Consider the following 26,851-nt stretch of genomic DNA (forward strand, 5'->3'; position numbering starts at 1 on the left):
TTGGCGCTATGCAATTTAATATTCCTACACTGCTCACGCTATTCCGGGTCATTCTTATCCCATTTTTTGTTCTGGCGTTTTATCTGCCGTTCAGCTGGGCTCCTTTTCTTTGTGCGTTTATCTTCTGGCTGGCGGCGATTACCGACTGGTTTGACGGCTTTCTTGCCCGGCGATGGAATCAAAGCACGCGTTTTGGTGCATTCCTTGATCCCGTTGCTGACAAGGTGATGGTCGCTGTTGCCCTGGTGCTGGTGGCGGAACACTATCATGCCTGGTGGGTCACGTTGCCCGCGGCAACCATGATAGCCAGGGAGATCATCATTTCAGCCCTGCGTGAATGGATGGCTGAAATTGGTAAAAGAAGCAGTGTTGCTGTTTCCTGGGTTGGTAAAACAAAAACCATGGCGCAGATGCTGGCGCTGATTGGCATGCTGTGGCGCCCGAATATGTGGATTGAGTATGCCGGGATCGCATTATTCTTTATTGCCGCGGTACTCACTTTCTGGTCAATGTTTCAATATTTAGCCGCTGCAAGGAGCGATTTGCTCGAACAGTGATCTATCCGGCGCAAAAATCATCAAACGATTCGAAGAGTTAGAAAATTTCATTGACTCATTGCGCCAGATAAGTAGAATGCAACGCATCGAACGGCAGCACTGACGTTCAGAAGAGAATTAAAACAAGTGATTAGAAAAAACTCTTTAACTTGTAAAGTGCGGGAATAGCTCAGTTGGTAGAGCACGACCTTGCCAAGGTCGGGGTCGCGAGTTCGAGTCTCGTTTCCCGCTCCAAATTATTAAGCAGCAGGTTTCTGCTGTTAGCTGTAAAGGCTAAGAAATTGGCGCGTTAGCAAAGCGGTTATGTAGCGGATTGCAAATCCGTCTAGTCCGGTTCGACTCCGGAACGCGCCTCCAATTTTTCCCAAGCCCGGATGGTGGAATCGGTAGACACAAGGGATTTAAAATCCCTCGGCGTACGCGCTGTGCGAGTTCAAGTCTCGCTCCGGGCACCATGGGAAAATAAGAATAAAATCAATGATAAGCAGTGTCGTGTAAACCACCTTCGGGTGGTTTTTTATTGCCTGAAATTCCCCGCCTGCACATGGCCTGAACTTGCGGGCTGCATCCTGCCATTTTCTGCCGCCGCTCCTGAATATGTCATGGCCCACAGACAGCCAGAATACACTGGCTGTGATGGTTGTTGATGCCACGAATGAAAACCGAATTGCGACAGTCAGAGATAACACCACTGCAACTGGCCTGTAATGAATAACGTGTTAAGTTTGTGCCTGCTGTACGGCTTGCTCTCGTCGCGGAGCAAGCGGGGTATTCTGACGGTAACGTTATGTTATCGCCCCCGGTCAGTGAGGGTGCCATCGCGACTCAGCCAGATACCATCACTCAGATATACGTCACTCCCTGCATTATCAGGTGCGACGGCATCGTAGAGGGCAACCATGTCATCATCAGAGCGGCTGCTGAATACTGTCCATGCATCATAAAGCTCAAAGAATCGGTGTAAAACGAGGCTCAGTTCGTGTGTCAGCTCCTGGTCACTTTGCTCCGGTGGTTGATGAATCAAACAGATTTGCACATACTCGCGCCCGGCCCAGTCCTTCTCTACTAACGGTGATGTTGTCAGTTCATTTCCCAGGCGTAGTGCGGTCTCAACCAGACGTAGTTGCTCAGGGCATACTTTTATACGCTTATTATCTTCATCTGCGGTGGCGGTCATTAATCCCCACTGCGGTTCCGCACCAAGAATGCGTAAATAACTAACCTTATTACGGGTCACGATATAGCTTTCTTTACTGTTCAAACCACTTTTATTTGATTTGGATATTTCAAAAACACGGGCCATTATCCCGCCTCCTGTTCCTTCCATAAGTCTCTATGGCAGCATTCAATAATCTATAAATTTTTGTATGATAAAAATTTATTTATCACGGCTTATCACGATACCAATAAACACTATCACAGGAGCGTAACAGGACACATCAAAACTAATCGCAATAATACTGAGTCTGATAAGACACGGTTATAAAAATGAACCCGCGGGTTGGTATTAGTTTTCGGGAGCCAGGGCCTGGATGCCTTTTATTCTGAAGATCGTGCGTGATGCTCCAGGCTTTCATTGGGACAGGGATTCACTGTCCCTGGCTAAGGTGTTAACCCTGTGTCGATCCTGGCCGTATCGCCACCGGTGTTCAGCGAAGGGTAAAGTGGCTTTCAAACATTCTGAGAGCGGTTATTTACAGGCAATATGAGCCTGATCAACTGGCATAGAAATAATAGCGGAGGGTTATTTAACTGAACATCTTAAATCCTGATAATACGCTATTGGTATTGATGCCCGGGAACGCATTTCCTGGTGGGCAAGGATGTATGCAATCTGGTAAGAATTATGAGTGATACGGGGCCAGGTTCTTACCAAAAGGTGACCGGGACTAATGGCATGTGTCAGATATTATTATGCAGGCCTGACAACAGGAATAAGCTGATTAATTAAGTTTACTGCGGCGGGATGACTTTTTACGGCTCCCCGGGCGAGGGTGATGAAATTTAATGGTGATTGTGTGAACGAAAAGTTAATGTCAATAATTGTGGCGCTTGTCAGCGTGATTTTTATATTCTGGCTGGGGCACGCTATTGGCCTGAAATGGGCGCTGATGGGAACAATAGGATTCGGCCTTGGTTTCACCTTATCATTTAGTCGATTTGGTATTGTTTTTGGCTGGCGGGAGATGATTTCCCGCAGAAGCAGTTATTATGTTCGTATTCATTTATTAACAATTCTGATTGAGATACTGCTTTTCACCACACTATTATCATTCACCCATGCTATTTTTGGTGGGAAAATGGTCGGGAATATTATGGCGATAAGTGTCCCCTTTGTTGTGTGGGCTTTTGTGTTTGGTATTGGCATGCAGCTGGCAGGGGCCTGTGCTTCGGGAACGCTTTATTGTTGTGGTGAGGGGCGGCCGTTATTCTGGATTGTGCTGGTATTCTATGGTGTGGGCACATTAATCAGTAACGCTTTCAAACCTGAGTTGACCGCCATTTTTCCGGGCGTTGCGATTACAGCGAAAGATATTACAGGTAACTTATGGAGCGGCATGCTGCTCAATATTCTGCTGGTGGCAGCGTTGTATTTTTTATTCAGTTATCTGGAATTCAAGAAAACAGGGAATATCAGTCATATTTTTACCCGACGTCATGTGTTCTGGAAAGATGGGCGTTTTACCGTATTAACTGGCGGTATTCTTATTGCGGTACTTAATTCAACGGTAGTGGCATTACATGGCTCTGCCTGGACCGTTACAGGGGCTATTTATGAGTCAGCCCTTAGGGTCGCTTCACTGTTCGGGCTGTTTGGTGATGACCCAAGACTGGCAAAACCGCTCTTTCTTAACCCCATGGTAGGGATGTTTGTTGCGGGGTTGTTAGGGGCCGCGTTTTCCCGATATCTGACAGGCAAGCACCCGTCGTCCCCCGCATCAGCAGGAAGGATATGTGCCAGTGTGTTAGGTGGGTTACTGATGGGGCTTGGTGGCGCTTATGCGGCGTGTAATCTTGGGGGCTTTTTTGATGGCACCGCATCAGGGAGCCTGCATGGCTGGATTTGGATGGTCATGGCTTTAGGGGGTAGCGTTATCGGTATCCGTTTACGTCATGCCATTAACGTATAAAGGGGGCTCTGCACAGGCAACGTGCGGAAATGCGTTCTCAGGTTTTTCTTTCTCAGCATGTTCCACACTTTCGTTGTACTATAGGGCTACTATAATGATTTGCGTTACCGGCCACCTGTGTGGGCGGTGACGTGCTGTAACGCCAGGAGAAACCAATGATGACCCAGGGACCACTCAATGAAGATGAAATTGAATGGATTGATGAGGTATTAGCGAAGTATGGTACTCCGGATTCGGTAATTGATGCGGCAGAACTTGATGGCTTGTTGACCGCATTGCTGTCTGTCCGGGATACCCTGGACCCGGCAGAACTCTGGCCGGCCCTTTGGGGGGGGCGTGAGCTCCCACAGTGGGAAAACGAAGCCGAAAAAGTTCGTTTTGAAGGGCTGGTTTATCAGCATCAGAGCGATATTGCGGAGCGTCTGGCATTTTACCCGACGCAGTTTGAACCGCTGTTCGGCACAGATGAAGTGGACAACCGTGAAATCGTGCTGGTAGAAGAGTGGTGCTATGGTTATATGCGCGGTGTGATGCTAACGGGGAGTGCTGAATTACCCGAAAACCTCCGTCCGGCCCTGGCGGTTATTGCGTTACATGGCATTGAAGAGAATGTGGCGACAATAAACCAGATGTCCCCCGCAGCATTCCTGGACAGTATTGATCAGATAAAACCTTCTGTACTCAGCCTGTACCACTACTGGCAGCACCGTAATACCGGGAAAGTACTCCATTAATATAAAAAGGTTATTCTTCAGGCAGGTTTTTTGAGGGAAGATGATTCTGCAGGTGAATAAGCCTGCAGAATCAACAGCGATACGCGTTTAAGCTTGGGTATCGAGGGTGGCCAGTTCTTTATCAATAAGGTACAGGCCATCACCACTTTTGCCAACCAGGCTCAGTTTGTCCAGTACTGATTTAAACAGTTTTTCTTCTTCGTGCTGTTCGGCAACATACCATTGCAGGAAATTAAACGTCGGGTAATCCTGCGATGTCATTGCTGCATGAGCAAGTTCGTTAATTTGACGAGTAATTAACTGTTCATGTTCATAAGTTGCTGTAAATAAGGTATCTAATGAAGAGTATTCTTTATAAGGTGAAGGAATGGCATTAATCTGTGGCATATTTCCTGTGTCAGTCAAATACGCAAACAGACGCTGCATATGCGTCATTTCTTCTTGAGCGTGACGGCGCAGAAAAGCAGCCGCACCTTCAAAACTATGATAGCTGCACCAGGCGCTCATTTGTTGATACAACAGGGATGAAAAAAGCTCAAGGTTCATTTGCTCGTTCAGCTTTTCGATCATGTCCTTTTTTAACATGTGTCACTCCATAAATAAGATTCGGTAGATATTTAATACTCTAGATATCTATTTGCGGAAAAGCAAATAAAATGTTGCATTTATTAGTTAAATGATAATGATTGTTAATTTTATTTCTAGTTAAATAGTTGGTAATAATAATGATAATAAATCTTGTTATACCTTTTTTGATTAAATAACCGGAAGGGAAGCGCTGATATTCTTTAATATTAAAATAATAAAAATATTACGATTTAATTAAAGATAAATCCCGTGAAAGACACACTATTAATAATAAATGTGAGAAACACTAAAATGGTGTTTTATCCGCTGGCGTCCTGCTGATGGGCGAAGGGGGCGATACTGACACTTATCCGTGCGGATATCCTGCCCCGTTACGATACGCACTACCAGTTGCTAGTGACAACGGAATAAGGGGTTCCACTTGTACCGCGACATTGATAATCCAGTAGTACGTCATAATTCAGGCATTGAGGCCCACTGTAAACCGTGCAGGTCTTCGTCTCCCCGTAAGGTAGTGCCGTGGCATAGCCCCACTTCTGACATTGCTGTGCTGCAGTAGATTGCGTCAGGAAAGGATCTATTTCACCGCTGTTAAGAGGCAGCAGGCTATAGCCCAGACGAACGACTCCGGCGGTAGGGTCCGTGCTGACCACCTTAGGGTTTTTATTCAGGGTGCAACCCCCCACCAACAAAATAGCGATTAAAAGATAACGATGTTTCATCTTTATTGGTACCTCAACCAGAATGGCCACAGGTTAACACGTGGGGCCAATGAAGGAAGTATTCTTAGTGGAGTAATACTGTGTAAGATACTGTTTCGATTTAAAACACTGCATTAAGTGAAATTGATATTGTGAAATGCTGCCGCCTTCCTGAGCATTAAGGCCTGTGATCTGCGACAGCCTGGGCTCAATTGCAGGGATGAATGGCAAGGTTTCTTCCTGTGGGCGGTGTACAAGTCACTTCAATAACACCATGGAGTTCAGTATCATAATAGCGTTAGATACTGACAACAAATTCTGGAGAGTGCGATTATGACGCAACAACAAAATAAACCTGAACTGAGCGAACGACAAAAAGAAGAGATAGACCTGATGGCACTGAGCAGGGTGGAAGCCATGAATAGTGATGAGTATTTATGTCAGCGCATTGACCAGAAAGTCCAGTCAATGGAAGAAACCCTGAAAGACTATTTTCATCTGCGTTTTTCTTTTCATAAAAAAAATTCTTCAAATTAATTTAGCCGGTCGCCCGGGCCATCGTATTGGCCTGCGGGTACCTTATTGGTATCAGTATTATTTTATTTTTGCAGCGGTTCATTCGGTTGCTTCATCGTAAACAGGGCAGGTAAACTGCCTATGGTATTAAACAGGAGAAGAGTCATGGCCGAACAGTTTTCCGCCGATCAAGAGCTGGTGTCTGATGTTGTGGCATGCCAGTTAGTCATCAAGCAAATTCTTGACGTGATTGATGTGATTGCCCCAGTAGCGGTTCGGGATAAAATGGCAAGTCAGTTAAAGTCGATTGATTTTACCAAACACCCTGATCCAGTGACCCAGCGGGCTGTCCAAAAGGCAATCGCGCTTATTGAGTTAAAGTTCACACAACAACAAGAGGCACACTGATCATTCAGTGTGTTTATCAATGAAGAGGGCAGGCATATGTTGGTCCTCATCTTCTTTATCTGTTATCTGCCTTTTGCCTGGCCACTTGCCCTTCTTCAGCATTTCTGATGCGGTCGAATCGCATCATTCCGTCATTGTGACCCGGTGTCGCCCCCGTTGCCTGCTGGTGTTCTGCGAGCGGTATTTATTCTCCTGGCATGCTACACCAGGATGTGCTTATACCAGCAATGGTGCCCCCGACGATCGCCGCCGTAATATAGCCTCATAATAGTTAAACTATTCTTATGAAATAAGCTTGTCATATCTTTATGCGATGCTTGGGCTAAATTGCTCCCCGACAGGAAATGTTACCAATATGATAATGAATAGAAACCAGCCTCTGGTGATTATTTTATTATCACGATTGAGTAAAAAATATCATCATAAATTATTGTTATATTTATATACATTATTTTTAGTTTTAAAACATAAAAAACCGATGATGGCTATGGCAAAAAAATTTACGGCGATATTGTGAATATTTAAGCACCTTTAGCACATAAGAGCCTGGACTGGTCGTAAATGACAACATTGGTTTTTTCATGACAATAGCGGGGCTAAAAATTAACCGAATAGCAAGCCTGGCTAATGATTTTTCGTAAAAAATTTAAGTTGTTTTTGTGATCTGCGTCACATAAATTTCAAAATCGTGGTGGGTTTGATTGTATGTGCTATGTGCTGCGAGTAGAGTCAGCCTCTATTAGGAAAAGTCTTAATTTTTTGACCTCAGATAACAACAAAGACTGTCCCGTCTGGCAATAATAAGCCGGTTTTGCAGTGTTTCTGCATTTGTTGGGCGCTATCGGGTAATTTTTAGGGGGAGGTCCTCCAGTTACCCGCGTGATCCTTGAGTTTATGGGGTGTGGTTTTTTCTCGGCATCGTCAGATGAAAGGTATGGGTGGGGTAGGTTCGTTCCGATGTTCAGTACCGATTAATTTCAGAACGCTGTAATTAACGCTCATCTTTTTTGATGTATTGGGATTAATTCGCACTGTTTACAAATAGTGTTTTTTTGGGTGGTATAAATGCACACATCCGAGTTGCTAAAACATATATATGATATCAATCTGTCATATTTACTACTTGCACAGCACCTCATCGGGCAGGATAAAGCCTCTGCGATGTTCCGTTTAGGAATTTCTGAGGATATGGCCACAACGTTAGTTGAGTTAACATTACCGCAGATGGTCAAATTGGCGGAAACTAATCAGCTAGTATGCCAATTTCGTTTTAATGATCATCAAACGATTACAAGGCTGACACAAGATTCCCGAGTGGATGATCTGCAACAGATCCACACCGGTATTTTGCTCTCTACTCAGCTACTGAATAGCGTTTCTGCGCCGGCTGAAACCGCCAAGAAGAAAAGGGCCTGATATGAGCGAAAAAAGCATTGTTCAGGAAGCCCGGGATATTCAACTGGCAATGGAGCTTATCACCTTAGGTGCCCGATTACAGATGCTGGAAAGCGAAACACAGTTGAGTCGTGGTCGTTTGATTAAGCTCTATAAAGAACTGCGTGGCAGCCCTCCGCCGAAAGGTATGTTACCTTTTTCCACTGACTGGTTTATGACGTGGGAGCAAAATATTCATGCTTCTATGTTCTGCAATGCCTGGCAATTTTTACTGCGCAGTGGTCTGAGCGAAGGTGTTGATGCTGTTATCAAAGCCTACCGCCTCTATCTTGAACAATGTCCTTCTTCAGCCGATGGCCCATTGCTGGCACTGACACGGGCCTGGACACTGGTGCGTTTTGTCGAAAGTGGCATGCTGGAATTATGTGAATGCAGTAGCTGTGGGGGTAACTTTATTACCCATGCACACCAGCCCGCCGGAAGTTTTACCTGCAGTCTTTGCCAGCCTCCTTCACGTGCGGTAAAAAGACGTAAACTTTTCATAAACTCTGCCGATATTATTCCGCAACTGCTGGATGAACAGGTGGAACAGGTCGTTTAACACGCACGATGTTAAAACATTCCAGCAGCGGTGAAGTTTTACTGCTGCTTTTTTTATGTCTGTCGTTAGCCCTGTTACTGGTTTTTTGTTCATTCTCACCATATTCAATAGCGGAAGGATCGTCTCGTGCTGATTTTAATAGGTTACCTGGTTGTTGTAGGGACTGTCTTTGGTGGTTATATGATGACCGGCGGACACCTTGGCGCACTGTATCAGCCCGCTGAATTTATCATCATTGGTGGTGCCGGTATCGGGGCTTTTATTGTGGGTAACAATGGTAAAGCCATCAAGGGAACGTTGAAAGCATTACCCCTCCTGTTTCGGCAGTCTAAATACAACAAAAGTATGTATATGGACTTAATGGCGCTGCTTTATCGCTTGATGGCGAAGTCCCGTCAGCAAGGGATGTTTTCCCTTGAGCGCGATATTGAAAAACCAGAAGAAAGTGAGATTTTCGCCAGTTATCCCCGCATTCTGGCTGATACGGTGATGCTCGACTTTATTGTTGACTACCTGCGTCTGATTATCAGCGGCAATATGAACACTTTTGAAATAGAAGCGCTGATGGATGAAGAGATAGAAACCCATGAAAATGAAGCCGAAATCCCTGCCAGTAGCTTGTCACTGATGGGGGACTCATTGCCGGCTTTTGGTATTGTTGCCGCGGTTATGGGGGTAGTGAATGCACTGGCCTCTGCGGATCGTCCCGCGGCTGAATTGGGCAGCCTGATTGCCCATGCCATGGTGGGGACTTTCTTGGGTATTTTACTGGCGTACGGGTTTGTTTCCCCGCTGGCATCGGTATTACGTCAGAAAAGTGCGGAAACCACCAAAATGATGCAGTGCGTTAAAGTGACACTGTTGTCAAGTCTCAATGGTTACGCCCCACCTATTGCGGTGGAATTTGGACGCAAGACCCTGTATTCCAGCGAGCGCCCATCCTTTGTTGAACTTGAAGAGCACGTCCGTGCCGTTCGTTCACCGAATGCTCAACGTGCCACGGAAGAAGAAGTATGAAAAATCAGTCCCACCCTATCGTTGTCGTAAGACGCCGTAAAAGTAAACACCACGGGCAGGGTGGGCATGGGTCATGGAAGATTGCTTATGCTGATTTTATGACCGCCATGATGGCATTCTTTCTGGTCATGTGGCTAATCTCGATATCCAGCCCGAAACAACTGGCACAAATTGCCGATTATTTTCGTACCCCACTGGCCCAGGCGATTACGGGGGGAGAGCGTATTGCGGATAGCGACAGCCCGATACCGGGGGGCGGTGATGATTACACCCAACAACAGGGTGAAGTGAAAAAACAGATTGATATTGAAACGTTACGTCAGCGTATGGAATCCAATCGTCTTAAACGCATTAAAGGCGACTTGGATCAGTTAATTGAGTCTGACCCTAAGTTGCGAGCACTGCGCCCCCATTTACAGATCAAACTGGTACAGGAAGGTCTGCGTATCCAGATAATTGATAGCCAGAACCGCCCTATGTTTAAAACTGGCAGTGCCGAAGTTGAACCTTATATGCGTGATATTCTGCGCAAAATCGCACCATTGCTTAATGACTTGCCGAATAGAATCAGCCTGTCAGGTCATACGGATGACTTGCCTTATGCCAATGGTGAACGTGGTTATAGCAACTGGGAATTATCTGCTGAACGGGCGAATGCATCACGACGTGAACTGGTTGCGGGTGGGCTTGATGAAGGGAAGGTTCTGCGGGTTGTCGGGATGTCATCGACCATGGTGTTATCGAACAAAGGTGCAGGGGATGCCATCAACCGCCGTATTAGTTTGTTGGTTCTGAATAAACAGACTGAAGACGCCATCATGCATGAAAACGCAGAAAGCGAAAATAAATCCCTGGACGTTTTACACGCATTACCAGAGACGTTAACCGGAAATAATAATATTGCGCCACAACCAGATATGAGGTGATAGCGTGAGTATGGATATCAGCGATTTTTACCAGACATTTTTTGATGAAGCCGACGAGTTACTGGCTGATATGGAACAGCATTTACTGGATTTGGTACCAGAGGATCCCGATTCCGAACAGTTAAATGCCATTTTCCGTGCAGCACACTCCATTAAAGGTGGTGCGGGAACGTTCGGTTTTAGCATATTGCAGGAAACGACCCACCTGATGGAGAACTTACTCGATGAGGCGCGGCGTGGTGAAATGCAGCTTAGCCCAGATATTATCAACCTGTTTTTGGAAACCAAAGATATTATGCAGGAACAGTTAGATGCCTATAAAGCTTCAGAAGAACCAGATGCGGAAAGCTTTCAGTATATTTGTCAGGCATTACGCCAGTTAGCCCTGGAGAGTAAAGGTACCCCGATAAAGGAGGTTGCCCCTGCGCCTGAAGAAAAAAGCCCACCGGTTTCCCCTGCGAGTGATGGCAAGCTCCGCATATTGCTGGACGGCCTCAAAGAGGCAGAATGTGATCTGATGCTGGAAGAGCTGACGAATTTAGGTAACGTCAGCGAGGTGGTCAAAGAGGCCACCTCACTCACCGCGACACTGGAAACGACGGTCAGTGAAGATGATATCACCGCCGTATTGTGTTTCGTGATTGAGCCTGAGCAGATTCATTTCTTGCCTCTGAGCCCTGCCAGCACTGAAGAAGGGCTTACCACCGGAGGGGACGTGGTCGCCGTGATACCGACAGCGCCTGCTCGGGTTGAGGCTAAAACGTCGTTACCCGACGTTATTGCCCCCGTCAGCGGACGTGTGGTGCGCGAGAAAGCCGCCCATCGGGCTTCTGAGTCCAGCAGCATTCGGGTTGCGGTAGAAAAAGTTGACCAGCTGATTAACCTGGTCGGTGAGCTGGTGATCACGCAGTCCATGCTGGCCCAGCGTTCGGGTGAGCTAGACCCCGTTCACCACGGTGAGCTGATTACCAGCATGGGGCAGCTGGAACGTAATGCCCGGGACTTGCAAGAGTCAGTCATGTCGATTCGTATGATGCCGATGGAATATGTGTTTAGCCGGTTCCCTCGGCTGGTGCGTGACCTGGCAAGTAAGCTGAATAAAGAAGTTGAGCTGACGTTGTTGGGGAGCTCCACTGAGCTGGATAAGAGCCTGATTGAACGCATTATTGATCCACTGACTCACTTGGTGCGTAACAGTCTTGATCATGGCATTGAGACACCAGACAAACGTCGTGCCGCCGGGAAAAGTGAGTCAGGCAATCTGATTTTATCTGCTGAACATCAGGGCGGAAATATCTGTATTGAAGTCACGGATGACGGTGCCGGGTTGAATCGCGAACGTATCCTGGCCAAAGCGCTCTCGCAGGGGCTGGCGGTTAACGAAAATATGAGTGATGACGAGATAGGCATGCTGATTTTTGCGCCCGGTTTTTCCACCGCGGAGCAGGTCACGGATGTTTCTGGCCGTGGCGTGGGTATGGATGTCGTCAAACGTAATATCCAGGAAATGGGTGGGCATGTGGAGATCCAGACCAAAGCGGGGGCCGGGACGACTATCCGGATCTTGCTGCCACTGACCCTCGCAATACTGGATGGCATGTCGGTAAAAGTGAGTGACGAAGTCTTTATTTTGCCACTGAATGCCGTGATGGAATCACTGCAGCCTCAGGAACATGATCTGCACCCGCTGGCGGGGGGGGAACGTGTACTGGAAGTGCGGGGTGAATATTTACCTTTAGTTGAACTCTGGAAGGTTTTTGATGTTCAGGGGGCGAAAACTGAAGCGACACAAGGCATCGTGGTTATTTTGCAAAGTGCAGGTCGCCGCTTCGCGCTGCTGGTTGATCAACTGATAGGCCAGCACCAGGTGGTGGTAAAAAATCTCGAAAGTAATTATCGCAAGGTACCGGGCATTTCTGCTGCCACTATTTTAGGGGATGGTAGCGTCGCTTTAATTGTCGACGTTTCTGCCCTGCAGAGTTTAAATCGTGAACAACGCCTTGGTTCACCATCGCTTGATCAACCGCTTAAGATATAGGTATGCAAATGACAGCATCAACGCATGTGGCAAAATTAACTGGCGAATCCGTAGGACAGGAGTTTCTGGTCTTCACCCTTGGCGATGAGGAGTATGGCATTGATATTCTGAAAGTTCAGGAAATCCGTGGCTATGACCAAGTGACACGCATTGCCAATACGCCTAACTTTATTAAAGGTGTGACGAATCTGCGCGGGGTGATTGTTCCCATCATTGATCTGCGCATCAAGTTTGCACAGAACGATGTGGAATATAATGACAACACCGTTGTTATTGTTCTCAATTTTGAACAACGCGTGGTTGGCATCGTTGTTGATGGCGTCTCTGATGTTCTCTCCCTGACCACGGATCAAATTCGCCCGGCACCTGAATTCGCTGTAACACTATCAACGGAATACCTCACTGGCCTGGGGGCCTTAGGTGAGCGAATGCTAATCCTTGTCAATATTGAAAAACTGCTGAGTAGTGAAGAGATGGCACTGGTTGAGTCCACCGTGTCGTAACCGTATCATCCTGCTGTTTGTCTTGATGGGCAGCGTTATTCTTTTCTGAATAACGCTGCCTGCAGGCTATTTTCCCACCATTGTTGTTCCCCATTAATTTCCCTGCACCATTCAATAAAGTTTCAATTAACGCTGCCGATAATATCGATAAGCGTTTACTGAGTTTGTCTGCCCGGAACCTTGCAGGGCAGGCCCAGTACGCCGCTCTGTTACTGTTATTCATCACTTACTCTGTCACTGAACAAGAAGAATAAGGTGAAGAAACCGATAGATCACCCTGGCAGAAACAGAGTTATAAATTTTGCTAATGCACTGGAAATAATGCATTCCGGGGGGAGGGACGGGTGAGTTACGCAGGCCATTGTTTGACTGTCTCTGGTGTCAGAGCATCGTCTGGCTGCGGTTAAACCGGCACAGAGTGGCTCAATAGCAGTAACGTAATTGCCCCGAATAACTGCGGGGCATCTCTGCTTATGCCATAGGCAGAAACCCGGCTGATTAAGTCAACACTTACAGGTATTAGCTAAGGAAGGGATTGATGTTTAACCGTATCAAAATTTCGACCACGCTTTTTATTATTTTAGTGATTTGTGGTGTTCTGCAAATAGGCAGCAATGGGCTCTCCTTTTGGGCATCCCATGACGATTATCAGAATTTGAAAATGGTGGAGTCCAGTAATCAGCAGCGCGAATTACTGACGCAAAGTAGAGCGGCACTCCTTCAGGCGGGAGGGGCATTAGGCCGGGCAGGTACCCTGACAGCCTTAAGCTACCCTGTGGAGGATGTTAAACGTCAGATTGTGCTGGCCCGGGAAAATTTAAAGCAGGCCACCGCGTATTTTGCTCAGTTTAGTGAATCGGTTAGTGCAGATAACAACGATGCCGAGATGATCACGTCTGCACAACAAAGTTTTACCGGCTTTGAAGCGGCGTTAGCAAAACAGATTTCCTGGCTGGAAAATAATCAGCTATCAGAATTCTTAAATGCACCTGTGGGGCAGGCTCAGGACAGCTTTGAGTCTTACTTTACTCTCTGGCAGCAGGAAATTAACCAGCGCATTACTGATGCGCGTAGTGACAGTGAGATTAACTACCAGCTGTCAGCGATTATTTTTGGTTGTGTGGCCGTTATCGCCATTATGCTGACCCTGGGTTCGCTGTGGTGGTCGCGTAAAATGATTGTGCAGCCTTTGGGTATTGTCCGGGATCATTTTGACAGCATTGCCGCCGGGGATCTGGCAAAACCGATTGCTGTTTTTGGGCGTAACGAAATATCGCTTATTTTTGCCAGCCTTAAAAAGATGCAGAGCGCCCTTAAAGAGACGATCACTCAAGTCCGTGATAATAGCAATGCTATGTACAGCGGTGTTTCCGAAATTTCTATGGGAAACAATGATCTGTCTGCCAGAACAGAACAGCAAGCCGCTTCTCTGGCCCAGACGGCAGCCAGTATGGAGCAGTTAACCGCCACGGTCGGACAAAATGCCGACAATGCTCGCCAGGCGGCACAACTTTCCCATGCCGCTGCGGATAAAGCAAAGCAGGGTGGCAATCAGACGGCGACCGTGGCCCGGACGATGCAAGAGATCACTGGCAGCTCACAGAAAATTAGCGATATTACTAACGTTATCGACAGCATCGCATTTCAGACCAATATTTTGGCACTGAACGCAGCTGTTGAGGCCGCTCGCGCCGGGGAGCAGGGGCGTGGGTTTGCTGTTGTGGCCGGAGAAGTACGCAATCTGGCCAGCCGCAGTGCTCAGGCAGCGAAAGAGATCAAAGCGTTAATAGAAGAATCAGTAAACAGAGTACAACAAGGTTCAAAAAGTGTAGAAGCGGCAGCCATAACCATGGCTGAGATCGTCCATTCGGTGACGCAGGTCAATGATATTATGGGTGAAATAGCTTCTGCGTCCGATGAACAGCGTCACGGTATAGCACAGGTTGCTCAGGCCGTGAGTCAAATGGATCTCGTCACTCAGCAGAATGCTGCATTAGTGGAAGAATCGGCCAGTGCGACTGAATCGCTGGCCAGCCAGACGGAACACTTAACTCAGGTGGTTAATGTATTTCGTCTTAGTGACGTATGACTCGGTGCTGGGTAAATAAATCGGTGATTTTAGATATCAGTCATATCTGAAGAGCAATTGAGAAGACGCGATGACATTACTGGGTCCTCATGGACAATCGTCATTACTACAACAGATGACACAGCGTCTGCCGCTTTCCGACGTCCATTTTCGTCGGATATGTCAGTTAATCTATCAGCGCGCAGGGATTGTGCTGGCTGACCATAAGCGGGACATGGTTTACAACCGCCTGGTACGCCGTTTACGGCTGCTCGGGCTGGACGATTTTGGTGACTATCTTGGAATGCTGGAGGCGAATGCCAGCGATGCTGAGTGGCAGGCCTTTATTAATGCTCTGACTACTAATTTGACAGCATTTTTCCGGGAGGGGCACCATTTCCCGTTGCTGGCGGAGCATGCACGCCAACGAACGGGTGAATATAAAGTCTGGAGTGCGGCGGCGTCCACGGGGGAGGAACCATACTCTATTGCCATCACGCTGGCGGATGTCTTCGGGGAGGGACATGGACGCTGGAAAGTGTTTGCCAGTGATATTGACACGCAAGTGCTGGAGAAAGCGCAGAGCGGTATTTACCGCCAACAGGAACTTAAAACCCTGTCACAGCAACAGCTCCAGCGCTATTTCATGCGTGGAACCGGGCCCCATGAAGGCTATGTCCGTGTACGTCAGGAGATCATTAAGCACGTTGAATTTGCGGTGATTAACCTACTGGATTCAAAGCTGAATGTCCCCGGATCATTTGATGCGATTTTTTGCCGTAACGTAATGATTTATTTTGATAAAAAAACACAGCAAGCCATTCTTCAGCGCTTTGTTCCGTTATTAAAACCGGGGGGATTACTGTTTGCCGGGCATTCGGAAAATTTCAGTCATCTTAGTCGTGATTTCTGGCTTCGTGGCCAGACTGTGTATGGGCTGAGTAAGGAAAGAACGTGACAAAAATACGTGTGTTGTCGGTTGATGACTCTGCCTTAATGCGGCGGATAATGACGGAGATCATTAATAGTCACCCTGATATGGAGATGGTGGCCACTGCACCTGACCCGCTAGTGGCACGTGACTTGATCAAGAAATTCAACCCTGATGTTTTGACCCTGGATGTGGAAATGCCACGTATGGATGGTCTTGATTTTCTTGAAAAACTTATGCGGCTACGCCCTATGCCCGTGGTTATGGTGTCATCCCTGACGGGAAAAGGTTCGGAGGTGACGTTGCGCGCACTTGAGTTAGGTGCCATTGATTTTGTCACCAAACCTCAGTTAGGGATCCGTGAAGGAATGCTGGCTTACAGCGAGACCATTGCCGATAAAGTACGCACCGCATCCCGGGCGAAGCTCGCGGCTCATAGCAACCCAGCCACACCGGTGTTGTTAAAAAGTGGCCCATTGCTGAGTTCAGAAAAATTGATTGCCATTGGTGCTTCTACCGGCGGTACGGAAGCCATTCGTCATGTTCTGCAACCCCTGCCACTTTCAAGCCCGGCGGTGTTGATTACCCAGCATATGCCAGCAGGATTCACCCGTTCATTTGCCGAGCGGCTTAACCGATTATGTCAGATAGAAGTAAAAGAAGCCTGCGATGGTGAGCGTGTATTACCGGGACACGCATATATCGCACCAGGCAATCAGCATATGGCGCTGGTTCGCAGTGGTGCAAATTATCAAATCACGATAACCGAAGCCCCCCCTGTGAACCGCCATCGTCCTTCGGTGGATGTCCTGTTTCATTCGGTAGCGAAATATGCGGGGCGTAATGCGGTGGGCGTGATCCTTACCGGGATGGGGAATGATGGTGCGGCAGGAATGCTCGCCATGCACCAGGCAGGGGCCTGGACGATTGCCCAAAATGAAGCAAGTTGTGTGGTGTTCGGCATGCCGCGCGAAGCCATCAATGCAGGTGGCGTTAGCGAAGTGGTCGAGTTAGGTCAGATAAGCCAGCAAATGCTGGCGAAAATTAGTGCCGGACAGGCAATACGAATTTAACTGAAGGAGCCCGGATTTTATGGCAGACAAAGAACTTAAGTTTCTGGTGGTGGACGATTTCTCAACGATGCGACGTATCGTGCGTAACCTATTAAAAGAACTCGGTTTTAATAACGTTGAAGAAGCAGAAGACGGTGTTGATGCATTCCAAAAACTGCAAGCAGGGGGTTTTGGTTTTGTTATCACCGACTGGAACATGCCAAATATGGATGGACTGGAGTTACTTAAAACCATTCGCGCGGAGGGTTCCATGTCGGCCATGCCTGTTTTGATGGTAACGGCAGAGGCCAAAAAAGAGAACATTATTGCAGCAGCACAAGCGGGAGCAAGCGGTTATGTTGTTAAACCATTTACTGCCGCAACACTCGAAGAGAAGCTGAATAAAATATTCGAAAAGCTTGGCATGTAAGGAGGTGCTCATGCACTCGTCAACAAACCCGGCAACAGAACTACAACCAAATTCAGCGGCTGATATTGTCGCACGTATCGGCAGCCTGACGCGTATGTTGCGTGACAGTTTGCGTGAACTGGGGCTGGATCAAGCGATTGCCGAAGCAGCAGAAGCAATACCGGATGCACGTGACCGACTGGATTATGTGGTACAGATGACAGCCCAGGCCGCTGAACGGGCATTAAACTGTGTAGAACTCTCTCAACCCCATCAGGCGGAGCTGGAACGTGGTGCCAAATCTCTGAGTGGGCGCTGGGATGAGTGGTTTGAAAACCCGATTGCCCTTGACGATGCGCGTGAGTTGGTCACAGACACTCGTAAGTATCTGTCTGACGTGCCGGGGCATACCAGCTTTACCAACGCACAGTTGCTTGAAATCATGATGGCTCAGGACTTCCAGGATCTGACCGGCCAGGTTATCAAGCGTATGATGGATGTGATCCAGGAAATTGAGCGTCAGTTGCTGATGGTATTACTGGAAAATATGCCTGAACCTGAAGCCCGTGCAAAACGAGCCAATGAGAGCTTATTGAATGGCCCACAGATGAATACCAGCGCGAGCGGGGTGGTAGCAAGCCAGGATCAAGTTGATGATTTACTCGATAGCTTAGGCTTCTAAGCGCCGTCACACCATGCCAGCAAACACTGGCATGGTGTGACTTAACGTTAAAATAGCCGCATAAAAACCGCTGTAATTCCCCCATTATTCCTTATCACCTCTGGCATGCTTTCGCTGACCTTAAGGCCAGGGGATTTTCAGAGTGTCTGAAGAGAGTGATCAGGAAAAAACAGAAGCTCCCACATCCCACCGACTTGAAAAAGCGCGGGAAGAGGGGCAGATCCCGCGATCCCGTGAACTCACCTCATTGTTGATGTTGTTGGTTGGATTAAGCGTCCTGTGGGCAGGTGGTGCTTCACTGGCCCGTACTTTGGGATCAATGCTCTCCGATGGTCTGCATTTTGACCATAAAATTATCAATGACCCTAATCTGACCATTCACCAAATTAGCCATTTAATCACGCTTGCAGTAACGGCTCTCCTGCCACTGATTGGTGGGCTGGTTATCATAGCTATTGCCGCGCCGATGCTTCTCGGTGGCGTGATGTTCAATGGCAAATCGATAAAGTTTGACCTGGGCAAAATGAACCCAATTAAAGGGTTCAAACGTCTGTTCTCCATGCAGACCGCGGCAGAACTGTTTAAAGCCTTGCTGAAAGCCATTTTAGTGGGTGTCGTTGTTGGCTGGTTTTTATGGCACAACTGGCCCTCTATGCTGCGCTTGATTCATGAACCCCCTGTAACGGCGCTGAGTGATGCCTTAAATACCGTGGCGCTTTGCGCCCTGCTCGTTATCCTGGGGCTTATCCCGATGGTGGGGTTTGATGTTTTCTTTCAAATTTTTAGCCATATCAAAAAATTGAAAATGACACAGCAGGATATTCGTGATGAGCATAAGCAAAATGAAGGGGATCCACATGTTAAGGGGCGCATTCGACAGCAACAACGGGCGATGGCACGCCGTCGAATGATGGCGGATGTGCCGAAAGCGGATGTGATTGTTACCAACCCGACCCATTATGCCGTCGCATTGCAGTATGACGAAAACAAAATGAGTGCGCCAAAAGTACTGGCGAAAGGCGCCGGTCAAGTCGCGTTACGAATACGTGAACTGGCGGAACAAAATCGCATTCCGATGCTGGAAGCTCCCCCCCTGGCCCGGGCACTGTATCGACATGCCGAAATAGGGCAACAAATCCCGGGTCAGCTGTATAGCGCCGTGGCCGAAGTACTTGCCTGGGTATGGCAGCTCAGACGCTGGCGTATGACTGGGGGACTTATCCCTAAAAAACCTGGAAATTTACCTGTGCCAGCCGCGCTGGACTTTGCAAATGAGAAGGACTCTGATGAGTAGTTTGATAACGATGCTGCGTCTACCCAGCAGTATGAAGTCGGGGCAGTGGCAGATCCTTGCCGGGCCAATACTTATTTTACTTATCCTGTCGATGATGGTGTTGCCATTACCGGCTTTTGTCCTTGATTTGCTGTTCACCTTTAACATTGCTTTATCCATCATGGTCCTGCTGGTTGCCATGTTCACCCAGCGCACTCTTGAGTTCGCCGCTTTCCCGACCATCTTGCTGTTCACTACCTTGCTGCGCCTCGCACTGAACGTTGCCTCAACGCGGATTATATTACTGGATGGGCATACCGGGGCGGCAGCTGCAGGAAAAGTGGTAGAGGCGTTTGGCCACTTTCTGGTGGGTGGGAACTTCGCTATCGGTATTGTGGTATTTATCATCCTCGTCATCATCAACTTTATGGTCATCACCAAGGGGGCCGGGCGAATTGCAGAAGTGGGTGCGCGCTTTGTACTCGATGGGATGCCAGGCAAACAAATGGCGATTGATGCGGACTTGAATGCCGGATTAATCGGTGAGGATGAGGCGAAAAAACGCCGTGCTGAAGTCACTCAGGAAGCGGACTTCTATGGTTCGATGGACGGGGCGAGTAAATTCGTTCGTGGTGATGCGGTTGCCGGCTTAATCATTATGGTTATCAACATCGTTGGTGGCTTGCTGGTGGGGGTGGTTCAGCATGATATGCCGATTGGTGCGGCGGCAGAAAGCTATACCCTGTTGACTATCGGTGATGGTTTAGTCGCGCAAATACCGGCCCTGGTTATCTCAACAGCCGCGGGGGTGATTGTTACCCGTGTTGCAACCGACCAGGATGTGGGAGAGCAGATGGTGACTCAGCTCTTCAGCCATCCCCGCGTGATGCTACTATCTGCCGGTGTTCTTGGGCTACTGGGCTTGGTTCCGGGCATGCCAAACTTTGTTTTCCTCCTGTTTACCGCTGCGCTTTTGGGCCTGGCCTGGTGGCTGCGTGGGCGAGAGCAAGCCGCCATTGATGCCCCTGAACCCGTAAAAATGCCGGAGAATACCCAAGTGGTGGAGGCCAGCTGGAATGATGTCCAGTTAGAAGATCCCCTTGGTATGGAAGTGGGATATCGGCTGATCCCGATGGTTGATACCCAACAAGATGGTGAACTGCTGGGGCGTATTCGTAGTATCCGGAAGAAGTTCGCGCAGGAGATGGGCTTTTTACCACCGGTCGTTCATATTCGTGACAATATGGACTTAACCCCAGCACGTTACCGCATTCTGATGAAAGGGGTGGAGATTGGTAGCGGTGAAGCCTATCCCGGCCGCTGGCTGGCGATAAACCCCGGTACTGCCGCCGGGTCTTTACCCGGTGAAGCGACGGTTGACCCTGCTTTTGGTCTGGCGGCTATCTGGATTGAAAGTGCCCTGAAAGAGCAGGCGCAAATTCAGGGGTTCACTGTGGTTGAGGCCAGCACCGTGGTGGCGACACACCTCAACCATTTAATTGGGCTTCATGCGGCTGAACTCTTTGGTCGCCAGGAAGCGCAACAGTTACTGGACAGGGTTGCCCAGGAAATGCCAAAAATGACCGAAGATTTAGTACCGGCAGTGGTCACCCTCACGACACTGCATAAAGTGCTACAGAATCTGCTGGAAGAGAAGATCCCGATTCGTGATATGCGTACTATCATGGAGACGTTAGCTGAACATGCCCCTATTCAAAATGACCCCCATGAATTAACCGCGGTGGTACGGGTTGCCCTGGGACGGGCGATAACACAACAGTGGTTCCCCGGGAATGATGAAGTACAGGTTATCGGCCTTGATCCCGCCCTGGAACGTATATTATTACAGGCTCTGCAAGGAGGCGGTGGGCTTGAGCCAGGGCTTGCTGATCGCCTGCTTGAACAATCCCGGGACGCACTACAGCGCCAGGAAATGCTTGGCGCGCCTCCTGTTTTGCTGGTGAACCATGCATTACGCCCGTTACTGGCGCGCTTTTTGCGTCGTTCATTGCCACAGTTGGTGGTGCTTTCAAATCTTGAACTATCAGATAACCGTCATATTCGCATGACGGCGACGATTGGTGGCCAATAATGCGGCGGCGCGCTCTGTTACTGCTGTTACTTCCCCTGTTTGTTCACGCCAGCGGGGGCGGCGACTGGCAAAACAGCGCGGTGGGGGCCACTCTCAATTATCGTGGCACTGAAGCCAGTTCTGTCCCCCTTAAACCACCGATGGCGGTGAGGGGGACGATAACGTTAATTGCCTGGCGTTATCGGTTGCTGACGCCAGAGCCGACAGGGTTGGTCGTCAAACTCTGTTCAGAGAGCCGTTGTACTGAGCTGGATGGCCCCAGTGGCACTACCCGGGCACTGGCAGGGGATCCAGCCGGGCAGCCGCTGCGCTTTGTCTGGTATGTGTCTGGCAGGGGAGGGCTTTATCCCCCGGTACGGGTGACCAGTAACCAGGTTATCGTCAACTACCAGCCTTAGAATATAAAAAACGGGCTGTCAGAGCAGAGTTCTGACAGCCCGTTATACATCCGGCGGGGGATTACATCCGCTCTACTGTTTCAATACCCAAGGTATCCAGACCCAGTTTCAGCGTTTTCGCTGTTAACAGGGCCAGTTTAAGGCGGCTATTCCGCAGCTCTTCACTTCCTGCATTCAGAATAGGGCAATGCTCATAGAAACCAGAAAACAGGCCGGCTAAATCATATAAGTAGCTACACATGACGTGTGGTGTACCGTCACGGGCAACAACGCCAAGCGTTTCTTCAAACTGTAGCAGACGGACAGCCAGCTGGATTTCACGATCTTCTGTCAGGGTAACAGGAGACGCCAGCAGAGCAGACTCAGTGATCCCCGCTTTACGGAACACCGACAGCACTCGGGTATAGGCATACTGCATATAAGGCGCTGTATTGCCTTCAAATGCCAGCATGTTATCCCAGTCAAAGATATAGTCAGTGGTACGACTCTTGGACAGATCAGCATATTTAACCGCACCGATACCTACCACATTAGCCAGTTTTTCCAGCTCATCAGCGGGCATATCCGGGTTCTTTTCTGCCACCAACTGGCGAGCACGATCCAGGGCCTCATCTAACAATTCAGAGAGTTTGATCGTTCCCCCAGCACGTGTTTTAAAGGGTTTACCATCTTTCCCTAACATCATGCCGAACATATGATGTTCCAGAGACATACTTTCGGGGATATAACCCGCTTTGCGCACGATAGTCCAGGCTTGCATCAAATGCTGGTGCTGACGGGAATCAATATAGTAGAGCACACGGTCTGCATGCAGGGTTTCATAGCGATATTTTGCACAAGCGATATCAGTGGTGGTATAGAGGTAACCGCCATCTTTTTTCTGAATGATAACCCCCATTGGCTCCCCGTCTTTATTCTTGAATTCATCAAGAAAGACGACCGTTGCGCCTTCGCTCTCTACCGCCAGCCCTTTGGCTTTCAGATCAGCAACAATGCCCGCCAGCATGGGGTTGTAGAGGCTTTCACCCATGACATCATCCCGGGTCAGGGTGACATTAAGACGCTGGTAAGTTATCTGATTCTGAGTCATGGTGATATCAACCAGCTTGCGCCACATATCACGGCAGTATTCATCACCACTTTGCAGCTTGACGACATAACCACGGGCGCGCTCCGCAAAGACTGCGTCTTCATCGTAATGCTTTTTAGCATCACGGTAGAAGGCTTCAAGGTCCGACAGCACCATATCCCCGGCATTTTCTGTTTGTTGTTTTTCAAGCCACGCGATAAGCATGCCAAACTGGGTACCCCAGTCTCCGACATGGTTAGCACGAATAACACGATGGCCGAGGAACTCAAGAGTACGTACCGATGCATCGCCAATAATGGTTGAACGCACGTGGCCCACATGCATTTCTTTCGCAACGTTTGGTGCGGAGTAATCGACAACAATGGTTTGTGGTGTTACCGGACTAATGCCCAGACGTTCAGAAGTAACAGCACTTTCAATATGCCCGGCAAGGAAAGCTGGTTCAAGGAAGATATTAATAAAACCGGGCCCTGCAATCTCGACTTTGTGTGCAATACCGGTCAAATCGAGGCTGGCAATCACCTTCTCTGCAACTTGTCGCGGTGGCATGCCCAGTGTTTTGGCAACTGACATCACGCCATTGGCCTGATAGTCACCGAACTGAACTTTTGCAGACTGACGAACCTGCGGTTCGCAATCCGCAGGAGCGCCTGCAGCAATCATTGCCTGGCTAACTTTTTCTGAGAGAAGAGACTGAATATTCACCGGGATACCTTAACAATAAGTCCGGACCACCTGATAAGGTGGTCGTCTATAAATGAGCAAAGAAATAAGCATGGAGTATAACGTCATTTCCCTCGCTGAGTCAGCAAAAGCCTTATTCCCCGCCCAGTAATTTATTCCAGTGTATAAGGAATAGGCGTTCACCCCCGGGGGGGATTCATCATAGTTGGTTACCTGGGGATGACAGGGTAGATTACTGTTCTTTAAGTTTTGTGAGGATCACCGAATGACCAAATGGCAGAGTGTTGATGAACTGTATGACTTGGTGAGTGACTTGTCACGTTTTACGCAGGAAATAACCGGGCTGGCTTGTCGTATCGGGCTGGATATTGCACCGTTAATGGCTGACCATATTTCATTACGCTGCCATCAAAATGCAACAGCTGAACGCTGGAGTGCCGGATTAGAGAAATGTGGTACGTTATTCAGTGAGAGTCTGATTAATGGCAGACCAGTACGTTTATTTAAATTAGAACAACCTGTTTGTGTCGCGCACTGGAATTTTACCCTGATAGAACTGCCATGGCCGGGGGAAAAACGTTATCCCCATGAAGGCTGGGAACACATTGAAATTGTGTTGCCCGGGCCAGCGGAGGGTTTACATGCTCGCGCGTTGGCGCTCCTGGGTAATGATGGCCTACTGGATACCGGGATTAAGGTTAAAACCAGTTCGCCAGCCGCCGAAGGGGAAACACTGCCCAATCCCACTCTGGCGATTACTGACGGCAAAGTCACACTGAAATTCCATCCCTGGAGTATCGAGGCGGTAGTCTTAAGCGAACGCCAGCCAGTGCTGAATACCGTTCTTCTTAATAAATAGTATACGGATATTTTAGCTGCAGTAAGGCATCGGCGGCATGAACATATCTCCATCAAAATAGTGCTGTTTAACGTGATGCTGTGACGTTGCTCTATCTCTTCATCAACATGGAGTGACATAGTGAACTGATTTTATCAGTACATATCATCGAACCACGTTCAGGAAATAACCTGGATGCAAGCAAGTTTAAGGAGCAGAGAGTGGCATTGCTGGAAATATGCTGTTACGGGCTGGATTGTGCGTTGACAGCACAACACGCGGGAGCGGATAGAATTGAGCTATGCTCCGCCCCTGCAGAAGGCGGCCTGACACCTTCACCAGGTATTCTGGCATTGGTTAAACAGCAAGTAAGGATACCCGTTCACCCTATTATTCGCCCGCGTGGGGGGGACTTTTGTTATACCGAGGGTGAGTTTGCCAGCATGCTGGCAGATATCGCTTTTGTACGTGGACTTGGCTTCCCGGGACTGGTAACAGGCATACTGGATGCGGATGGCAATGTGGATACGCATCGTATGCGACAGGTTATGGCGGCGTGCGATGGCATGTCTGTCACTTTTCACCGGGCTTTTGACATGTGCCATTCTCCGTGGCAAGCCCTTGATGAACTGACTGAACTTGGCGTCGCCCGGATACTGACATCAGGACAACAACCCAGTGCGGAGCAAGGAATTGCATTAATCCGGGAACTAAAACAGCGGTCACATGCTCCAATCATTATGGCCGGTGCAGGCGTGAGGCTTTCCAGTCTCCCACTGTTTTTACAACAGGGTATTGACGAACTGCACAGCTCGGCGGGGCAATTGACCGAATCAGTAATGCGTCACCGCAATCCTGATGTTTCTATGAGTAGCGGTGAAGTGGCCCAGGAATATACTCGTTACTGTGTTGATGGTGACATGGTAAGGGCAATGAAAGCGGCGCTTAACGGTGCCTGAACCCAGTTTATAAATTGTCGTTTTACCGCACATCATGTCGCCCAATGTGATGTTTGCTTGTACCAGGCCCCGGTATGTTGCCGGGGCTTTTTTTATGTGCATCAATCCTGCCAGTACGTTGCCCGGTATCAAATAAACAGTTATTCCCTAAAGAGCTCATGTAAGATTTGAGTCAAATGATCAAATACAACGCGGGTACGCATGGGGAGCAGTGGCTGGTGGGGGCGGAAGATATAAAGCTGATAGGGTGTGTAATTCATTTCTGGAAATAGATTGACCAGTTCCCCACGTTGTAAATAGGGGCGCACAGTAATATCGGGTAATTGGCTACAGGCTCTCCCGGCGAGTGCGGCAGCCAGTTCGCTACCCATATCCCTGGCAATGAAGGCCGGTTTGGCCGGGAAAAAGGAGCTGCCGTCGGCAAATTGCCACGGCCATACCCGCCCTGAATTACTGTTACTCAGCGCACTGAGTGGATAAGTGTATTGCAGGGTGCGTGGCGTGTCAGGCATCCCCAGACGCTGTACTAACTCCGGTGCGGCAACAATGCGCATTCCTACCGGGCGAATGAGCTTAACAATAAATCGATTATCCGGGATCGTGCCTATCCGAATGCCAATGTCTATTTGCTCATCAATAATGTTCAAATGCGCGTCAACAGGGAGCCATTCAATTGCCAGCTCAGGGTAGGGTTCAAGTCGCTGAAGTAAGTGGCGCACGATCTCCTGATTTTCAAACAAAGGCGGTAATGTAACCCGTACACGGCCAGTCATATCCTGACTGTCTTTATTCTTTCCCTGTGCAAAGAGTGACTCACTTTCAGCAAGGAGTGCTTCGGCCTTTGGCCAGAGTTGTTGACCAAATGGGGTTAATGTCATCTGCCGGGTATTACGCAAAAAAAGGACTTCACCTAATTGTTGCTCCAGTTCTGCAATAGCCCTTGTGACCATTTGAGGTGCCAGGCCAAGGCGGCTCGCTGTTTCCCGAAATTTCAATGTTTCTGCAGCGGTACAGAAAATTTTCAATGTGTCGAGTTTATCTGGCACCGATAGAAATCCTTCCCTTAACGTTAAACCGCATAATTATATCAAAAGACAGAATTATGAAGGCGGAAATAATTCAGCACTATGTCATTAACGCGTCGGACAACTTCAGCACTGACGGATGAGTCATGTCGTCTTTAGTGGTCATTCATGAACAAGGTTCATAAGGTCAAGTATCTGAACTGACTTACCGTGGTATTTTCTAGTCGCTATGCTT

General features: G+C 48.5%; 26 protein-coding genes and 3 tRNA genes. 24 read left to right on the forward strand and 5 right to left on the reverse strand.

The window, feature by feature from the left end:
• Nucleotides 1-8 precede the first annotated feature (8 nt).
• The 4 genes from pgsA (at nucleotide 9) to JK154_RS01115 (ending at nucleotide 1,012) form a co-directional block, all read left to right on the forward strand.
• Nucleotides 9-557 carry a CDP-diacylglycerol--glycerol-3-phosphate 3-phosphatidyltransferase gene (pgsA, locus tag JK154_RS01100; RefSeq protein WP_211990641.1) on the forward strand — a complete coding sequence of 183 codons (549 nt, stop codon included), beginning with the start codon at nucleotides 9-11 and terminating at the stop codon, nucleotides 555-557.
• A gap of 158 nt (nucleotides 558-715) precedes the next feature.
• Nucleotides 716-791: transfer RNA gene (locus JK154_RS01105), tRNA-Gly, on the forward strand.
• Nucleotides 792-840: 49 nt separating this feature from the next.
• A tRNA-Cys gene (locus JK154_RS01110) sits at nucleotides 841-914 on the forward strand.
• Between the two features lie 11 nt (nucleotides 915-925).
• Nucleotides 926-1,012, forward strand: a tRNA-Leu gene (locus tag JK154_RS01115).
• A gap of 335 nt (nucleotides 1,013-1,347) precedes the next feature.
• Here the strand turns inward: JK154_RS01115 and JK154_RS01120 are convergent.
• On the reverse strand, nucleotides 1,348-1,860 hold the full coding sequence (locus JK154_RS01120; RefSeq protein ID WP_211990642.1) for a hypothetical protein: 513 nt from the start codon (nucleotides 1,858-1,860) through the stop codon (nucleotides 1,348-1,350).
• A 715-nt stretch (nucleotides 1,861-2,575) separates the two neighbouring features.
• Between JK154_RS01120 and JK154_RS01125 the strand changes: the two genes are divergently transcribed.
• On the forward strand, nucleotides 2,576-3,688 hold the full coding sequence (locus JK154_RS01125; RefSeq protein WP_349291085.1) for a YeeE/YedE thiosulfate transporter family protein: 1,113 nt from the start codon (nucleotides 2,576-2,578) through the stop codon (nucleotides 3,686-3,688).
• Between the two features lie 155 nt (nucleotides 3,689-3,843).
• On the forward strand, nucleotides 3,844-4,422 hold the full coding sequence (locus JK154_RS01130; RefSeq protein WP_249215706.1) for a UPF0149 family protein: 579 nt from the start codon (nucleotides 3,844-3,846) through the stop codon (nucleotides 4,420-4,422).
• Nucleotides 4,423-4,509: 87 nt separating this feature from the next.
• On the opposite strand, the gene ftnA is transcribed toward JK154_RS01130, so the two are convergent.
• Nucleotides 4,510-5,007 carry a non-heme ferritin gene (gene ftnA / locus JK154_RS01135; RefSeq protein ID WP_211990644.1) on the reverse strand — a complete coding sequence of 166 codons (498 nt, stop codon included), beginning with the start codon at nucleotides 5,005-5,007 and terminating at the stop codon, nucleotides 4,510-4,512.
• A 386-nt stretch (nucleotides 5,008-5,393) separates the two neighbouring features.
• Nucleotides 5,394-5,732 (reverse strand): YecR family lipoprotein, encoded by a 339-nt coding sequence (gene yecR / locus JK154_RS01140; protein ID WP_211990645.1) that lies wholly within the window; start codon nucleotides 5,730-5,732, stop codon nucleotides 5,394-5,396.
• 312 nt (nucleotides 5,733-6,044) lie between these two features.
• On the opposite strand from yecR, the gene JK154_RS01145 reads away from it, so the two are divergent.
• From JK154_RS01145 to JK154_RS01220, 16 genes are all read left to right on the forward strand, one after another.
• The gene (locus tag JK154_RS01145) at nucleotides 6,045-6,248 is read left to right on the forward strand and encodes a hypothetical protein (protein WP_211990646.1); all 204 of its coding nucleotides are present in this window, start codon (nucleotides 6,045-6,047) and stop codon (nucleotides 6,246-6,248) included.
• A gap of 144 nt (nucleotides 6,249-6,392) precedes the next feature.
• A complete protein-coding gene (locus tag JK154_RS01150) occupies nucleotides 6,393-6,635 on the forward strand; it encodes a DUF2766 family protein (RefSeq protein ID WP_211990647.1) in 243 nt (80 codons plus the stop codon).
• 1,065 nt (nucleotides 6,636-7,700) lie between these two features.
• Nucleotides 7,701-8,051: a flagellar transcriptional regulator FlhD gene (flhD, locus tag JK154_RS01155; protein WP_211990648.1), complete on the forward strand. Its 351-nt coding sequence runs from the start codon at nucleotides 7,701-7,703 to the stop codon at nucleotides 8,049-8,051.
• A 1-nt stretch (nucleotide 8,052) separates the two neighbouring features.
• Nucleotides 8,053-8,631 (forward strand): flagellar transcriptional regulator FlhC, encoded by a 579-nt coding sequence (flhC, locus tag JK154_RS01160; protein ID WP_211990649.1) that lies wholly within the window; start codon nucleotides 8,053-8,055, stop codon nucleotides 8,629-8,631.
• Between the two features lie 126 nt (nucleotides 8,632-8,757).
• Entirely contained in the window at nucleotides 8,758-9,648 is an 891-nt protein-coding gene (gene motA, locus JK154_RS01165; RefSeq protein ID WP_211990650.1) for a flagellar motor stator protein MotA, read from the forward strand.
• The gene (motB, locus tag JK154_RS01170; RefSeq protein ID WP_211990651.1) at nucleotides 9,645-10,574 is read left to right on the forward strand and encodes a flagellar motor protein MotB; all 930 of its coding nucleotides are present in this window, start codon (nucleotides 9,645-9,647) and stop codon (nucleotides 10,572-10,574) included. Before motA ends, motB begins: the two co-directional genes overlap by 4 nt.
• A gap of 4 nt (nucleotides 10,575-10,578) precedes the next feature.
• The gene (gene cheA / locus JK154_RS01175; RefSeq protein WP_211990652.1) at nucleotides 10,579-12,612 is read left to right on the forward strand and encodes a chemotaxis protein CheA; all 2,034 of its coding nucleotides are present in this window, start codon (nucleotides 10,579-10,581) and stop codon (nucleotides 12,610-12,612) included.
• 8 nt (nucleotides 12,613-12,620) lie between these two features.
• Nucleotides 12,621-13,115, forward strand: a complete 495-nt coding sequence (gene cheW / locus JK154_RS01180) for a chemotaxis protein CheW (RefSeq protein ID WP_211990653.1) — start codon at nucleotides 12,621-12,623, stop codon at nucleotides 13,113-13,115.
• Nucleotides 13,116-13,653: 538 nt separating this feature from the next.
• Nucleotides 13,654-15,204, forward strand: a complete 1,551-nt coding sequence (locus JK154_RS01185; protein WP_211990654.1) for a methyl-accepting chemotaxis protein — start codon at nucleotides 13,654-13,656, stop codon at nucleotides 15,202-15,204.
• Nucleotides 15,205-15,274: 70 nt separating this feature from the next.
• Nucleotides 15,275-16,141, forward strand: coding sequence for a protein-glutamate O-methyltransferase CheR (gene cheR, locus JK154_RS01190; RefSeq protein ID WP_211990655.1), 867 nt, complete (start codon nucleotides 15,275-15,277; stop codon nucleotides 16,139-16,141).
• Complete coding sequence (locus JK154_RS01195; RefSeq protein WP_211990656.1) at nucleotides 16,138-17,187, forward strand: chemotaxis response regulator protein-glutamate methylesterase; 1,050 nt, start codon at nucleotides 16,138-16,140, stop codon at nucleotides 17,185-17,187. The genes cheR and JK154_RS01195 overlap by 4 nt, the downstream gene beginning before the upstream one ends.
• A gap of 19 nt (nucleotides 17,188-17,206) precedes the next feature.
• Nucleotides 17,207-17,596: a chemotaxis response regulator CheY gene (gene cheY / locus JK154_RS01200; RefSeq protein ID WP_211990657.1), complete on the forward strand. Its 390-nt coding sequence runs from the start codon at nucleotides 17,207-17,209 to the stop codon at nucleotides 17,594-17,596.
• Nucleotides 17,597-17,606: 10 nt separating this feature from the next.
• Entirely contained in the window at nucleotides 17,607-18,257 is a 651-nt protein-coding gene (gene cheZ, locus JK154_RS01205; RefSeq protein ID WP_211990658.1) for a protein phosphatase CheZ, read from the forward strand.
• 142 nt (nucleotides 18,258-18,399) lie between these two features.
• The gene (gene flhB / locus JK154_RS01210) at nucleotides 18,400-19,551 is read left to right on the forward strand and encodes a flagellar biosynthesis protein FlhB (protein ID WP_211990659.1); all 1,152 of its coding nucleotides are present in this window, start codon (nucleotides 18,400-18,402) and stop codon (nucleotides 19,549-19,551) included.
• A complete protein-coding gene (gene flhA, locus JK154_RS01215) occupies nucleotides 19,544-21,622 on the forward strand; it encodes a flagellar biosynthesis protein FlhA (protein ID WP_211990660.1) in 2,079 nt (692 codons plus the stop codon). The genes flhB and flhA overlap by 8 nt, the downstream gene beginning before the upstream one ends.
• Complete coding sequence (locus tag JK154_RS01220; protein WP_211990661.1) at nucleotides 21,622-22,020, forward strand: flagellar protein FlhE; 399 nt, start codon at nucleotides 21,622-21,624, stop codon at nucleotides 22,018-22,020. Before flhA ends, JK154_RS01220 begins: the two co-directional genes overlap by 1 nt.
• A gap of 61 nt (nucleotides 22,021-22,081) precedes the next feature.
• On the opposite strand, the gene argS is transcribed toward JK154_RS01220, so the two are convergent.
• Nucleotides 22,082-23,815: an arginine--tRNA ligase gene (gene argS, locus JK154_RS01225; protein WP_211990662.1), complete on the reverse strand. Its 1,734-nt coding sequence runs from the start codon at nucleotides 23,813-23,815 to the stop codon at nucleotides 22,082-22,084.
• A gap of 244 nt (nucleotides 23,816-24,059) precedes the next feature.
• Between argS and JK154_RS01230 the strand changes: the two genes are divergently transcribed.
• Both JK154_RS01230 and cutC read left to right on the forward strand, forming a co-directional pair.
• Complete coding sequence (locus tag JK154_RS01230) at nucleotides 24,060-24,653, forward strand: VOC family protein (RefSeq protein ID WP_211990663.1); 594 nt, start codon at nucleotides 24,060-24,062, stop codon at nucleotides 24,651-24,653.
• Between the two features lie 200 nt (nucleotides 24,654-24,853).
• On the forward strand, nucleotides 24,854-25,591 hold the full coding sequence (gene cutC / locus JK154_RS01235) for a copper homeostasis protein CutC (protein WP_211990664.1): 738 nt from the start codon (nucleotides 24,854-24,856) through the stop codon (nucleotides 25,589-25,591).
• Between the two features lie 140 nt (nucleotides 25,592-25,731).
• Here cutC and JK154_RS01240 read toward each other — a convergent pair whose 3' ends face one another.
• Nucleotides 25,732-26,637 (reverse strand): LysR family transcriptional regulator, encoded by a 906-nt coding sequence (locus tag JK154_RS01240; RefSeq protein ID WP_211990665.1) that lies wholly within the window; start codon nucleotides 26,635-26,637, stop codon nucleotides 25,732-25,734.
• Nucleotides 26,638-26,851: the final 214 nt, after the last annotated feature.

This window comes from Citrobacter sp. JGM124 (assembly GCF_018257795.1).
Classification (GTDB): domain Bacteria; phylum Pseudomonadota; class Gammaproteobacteria; order Enterobacterales; family Enterobacteriaceae; genus JGM124.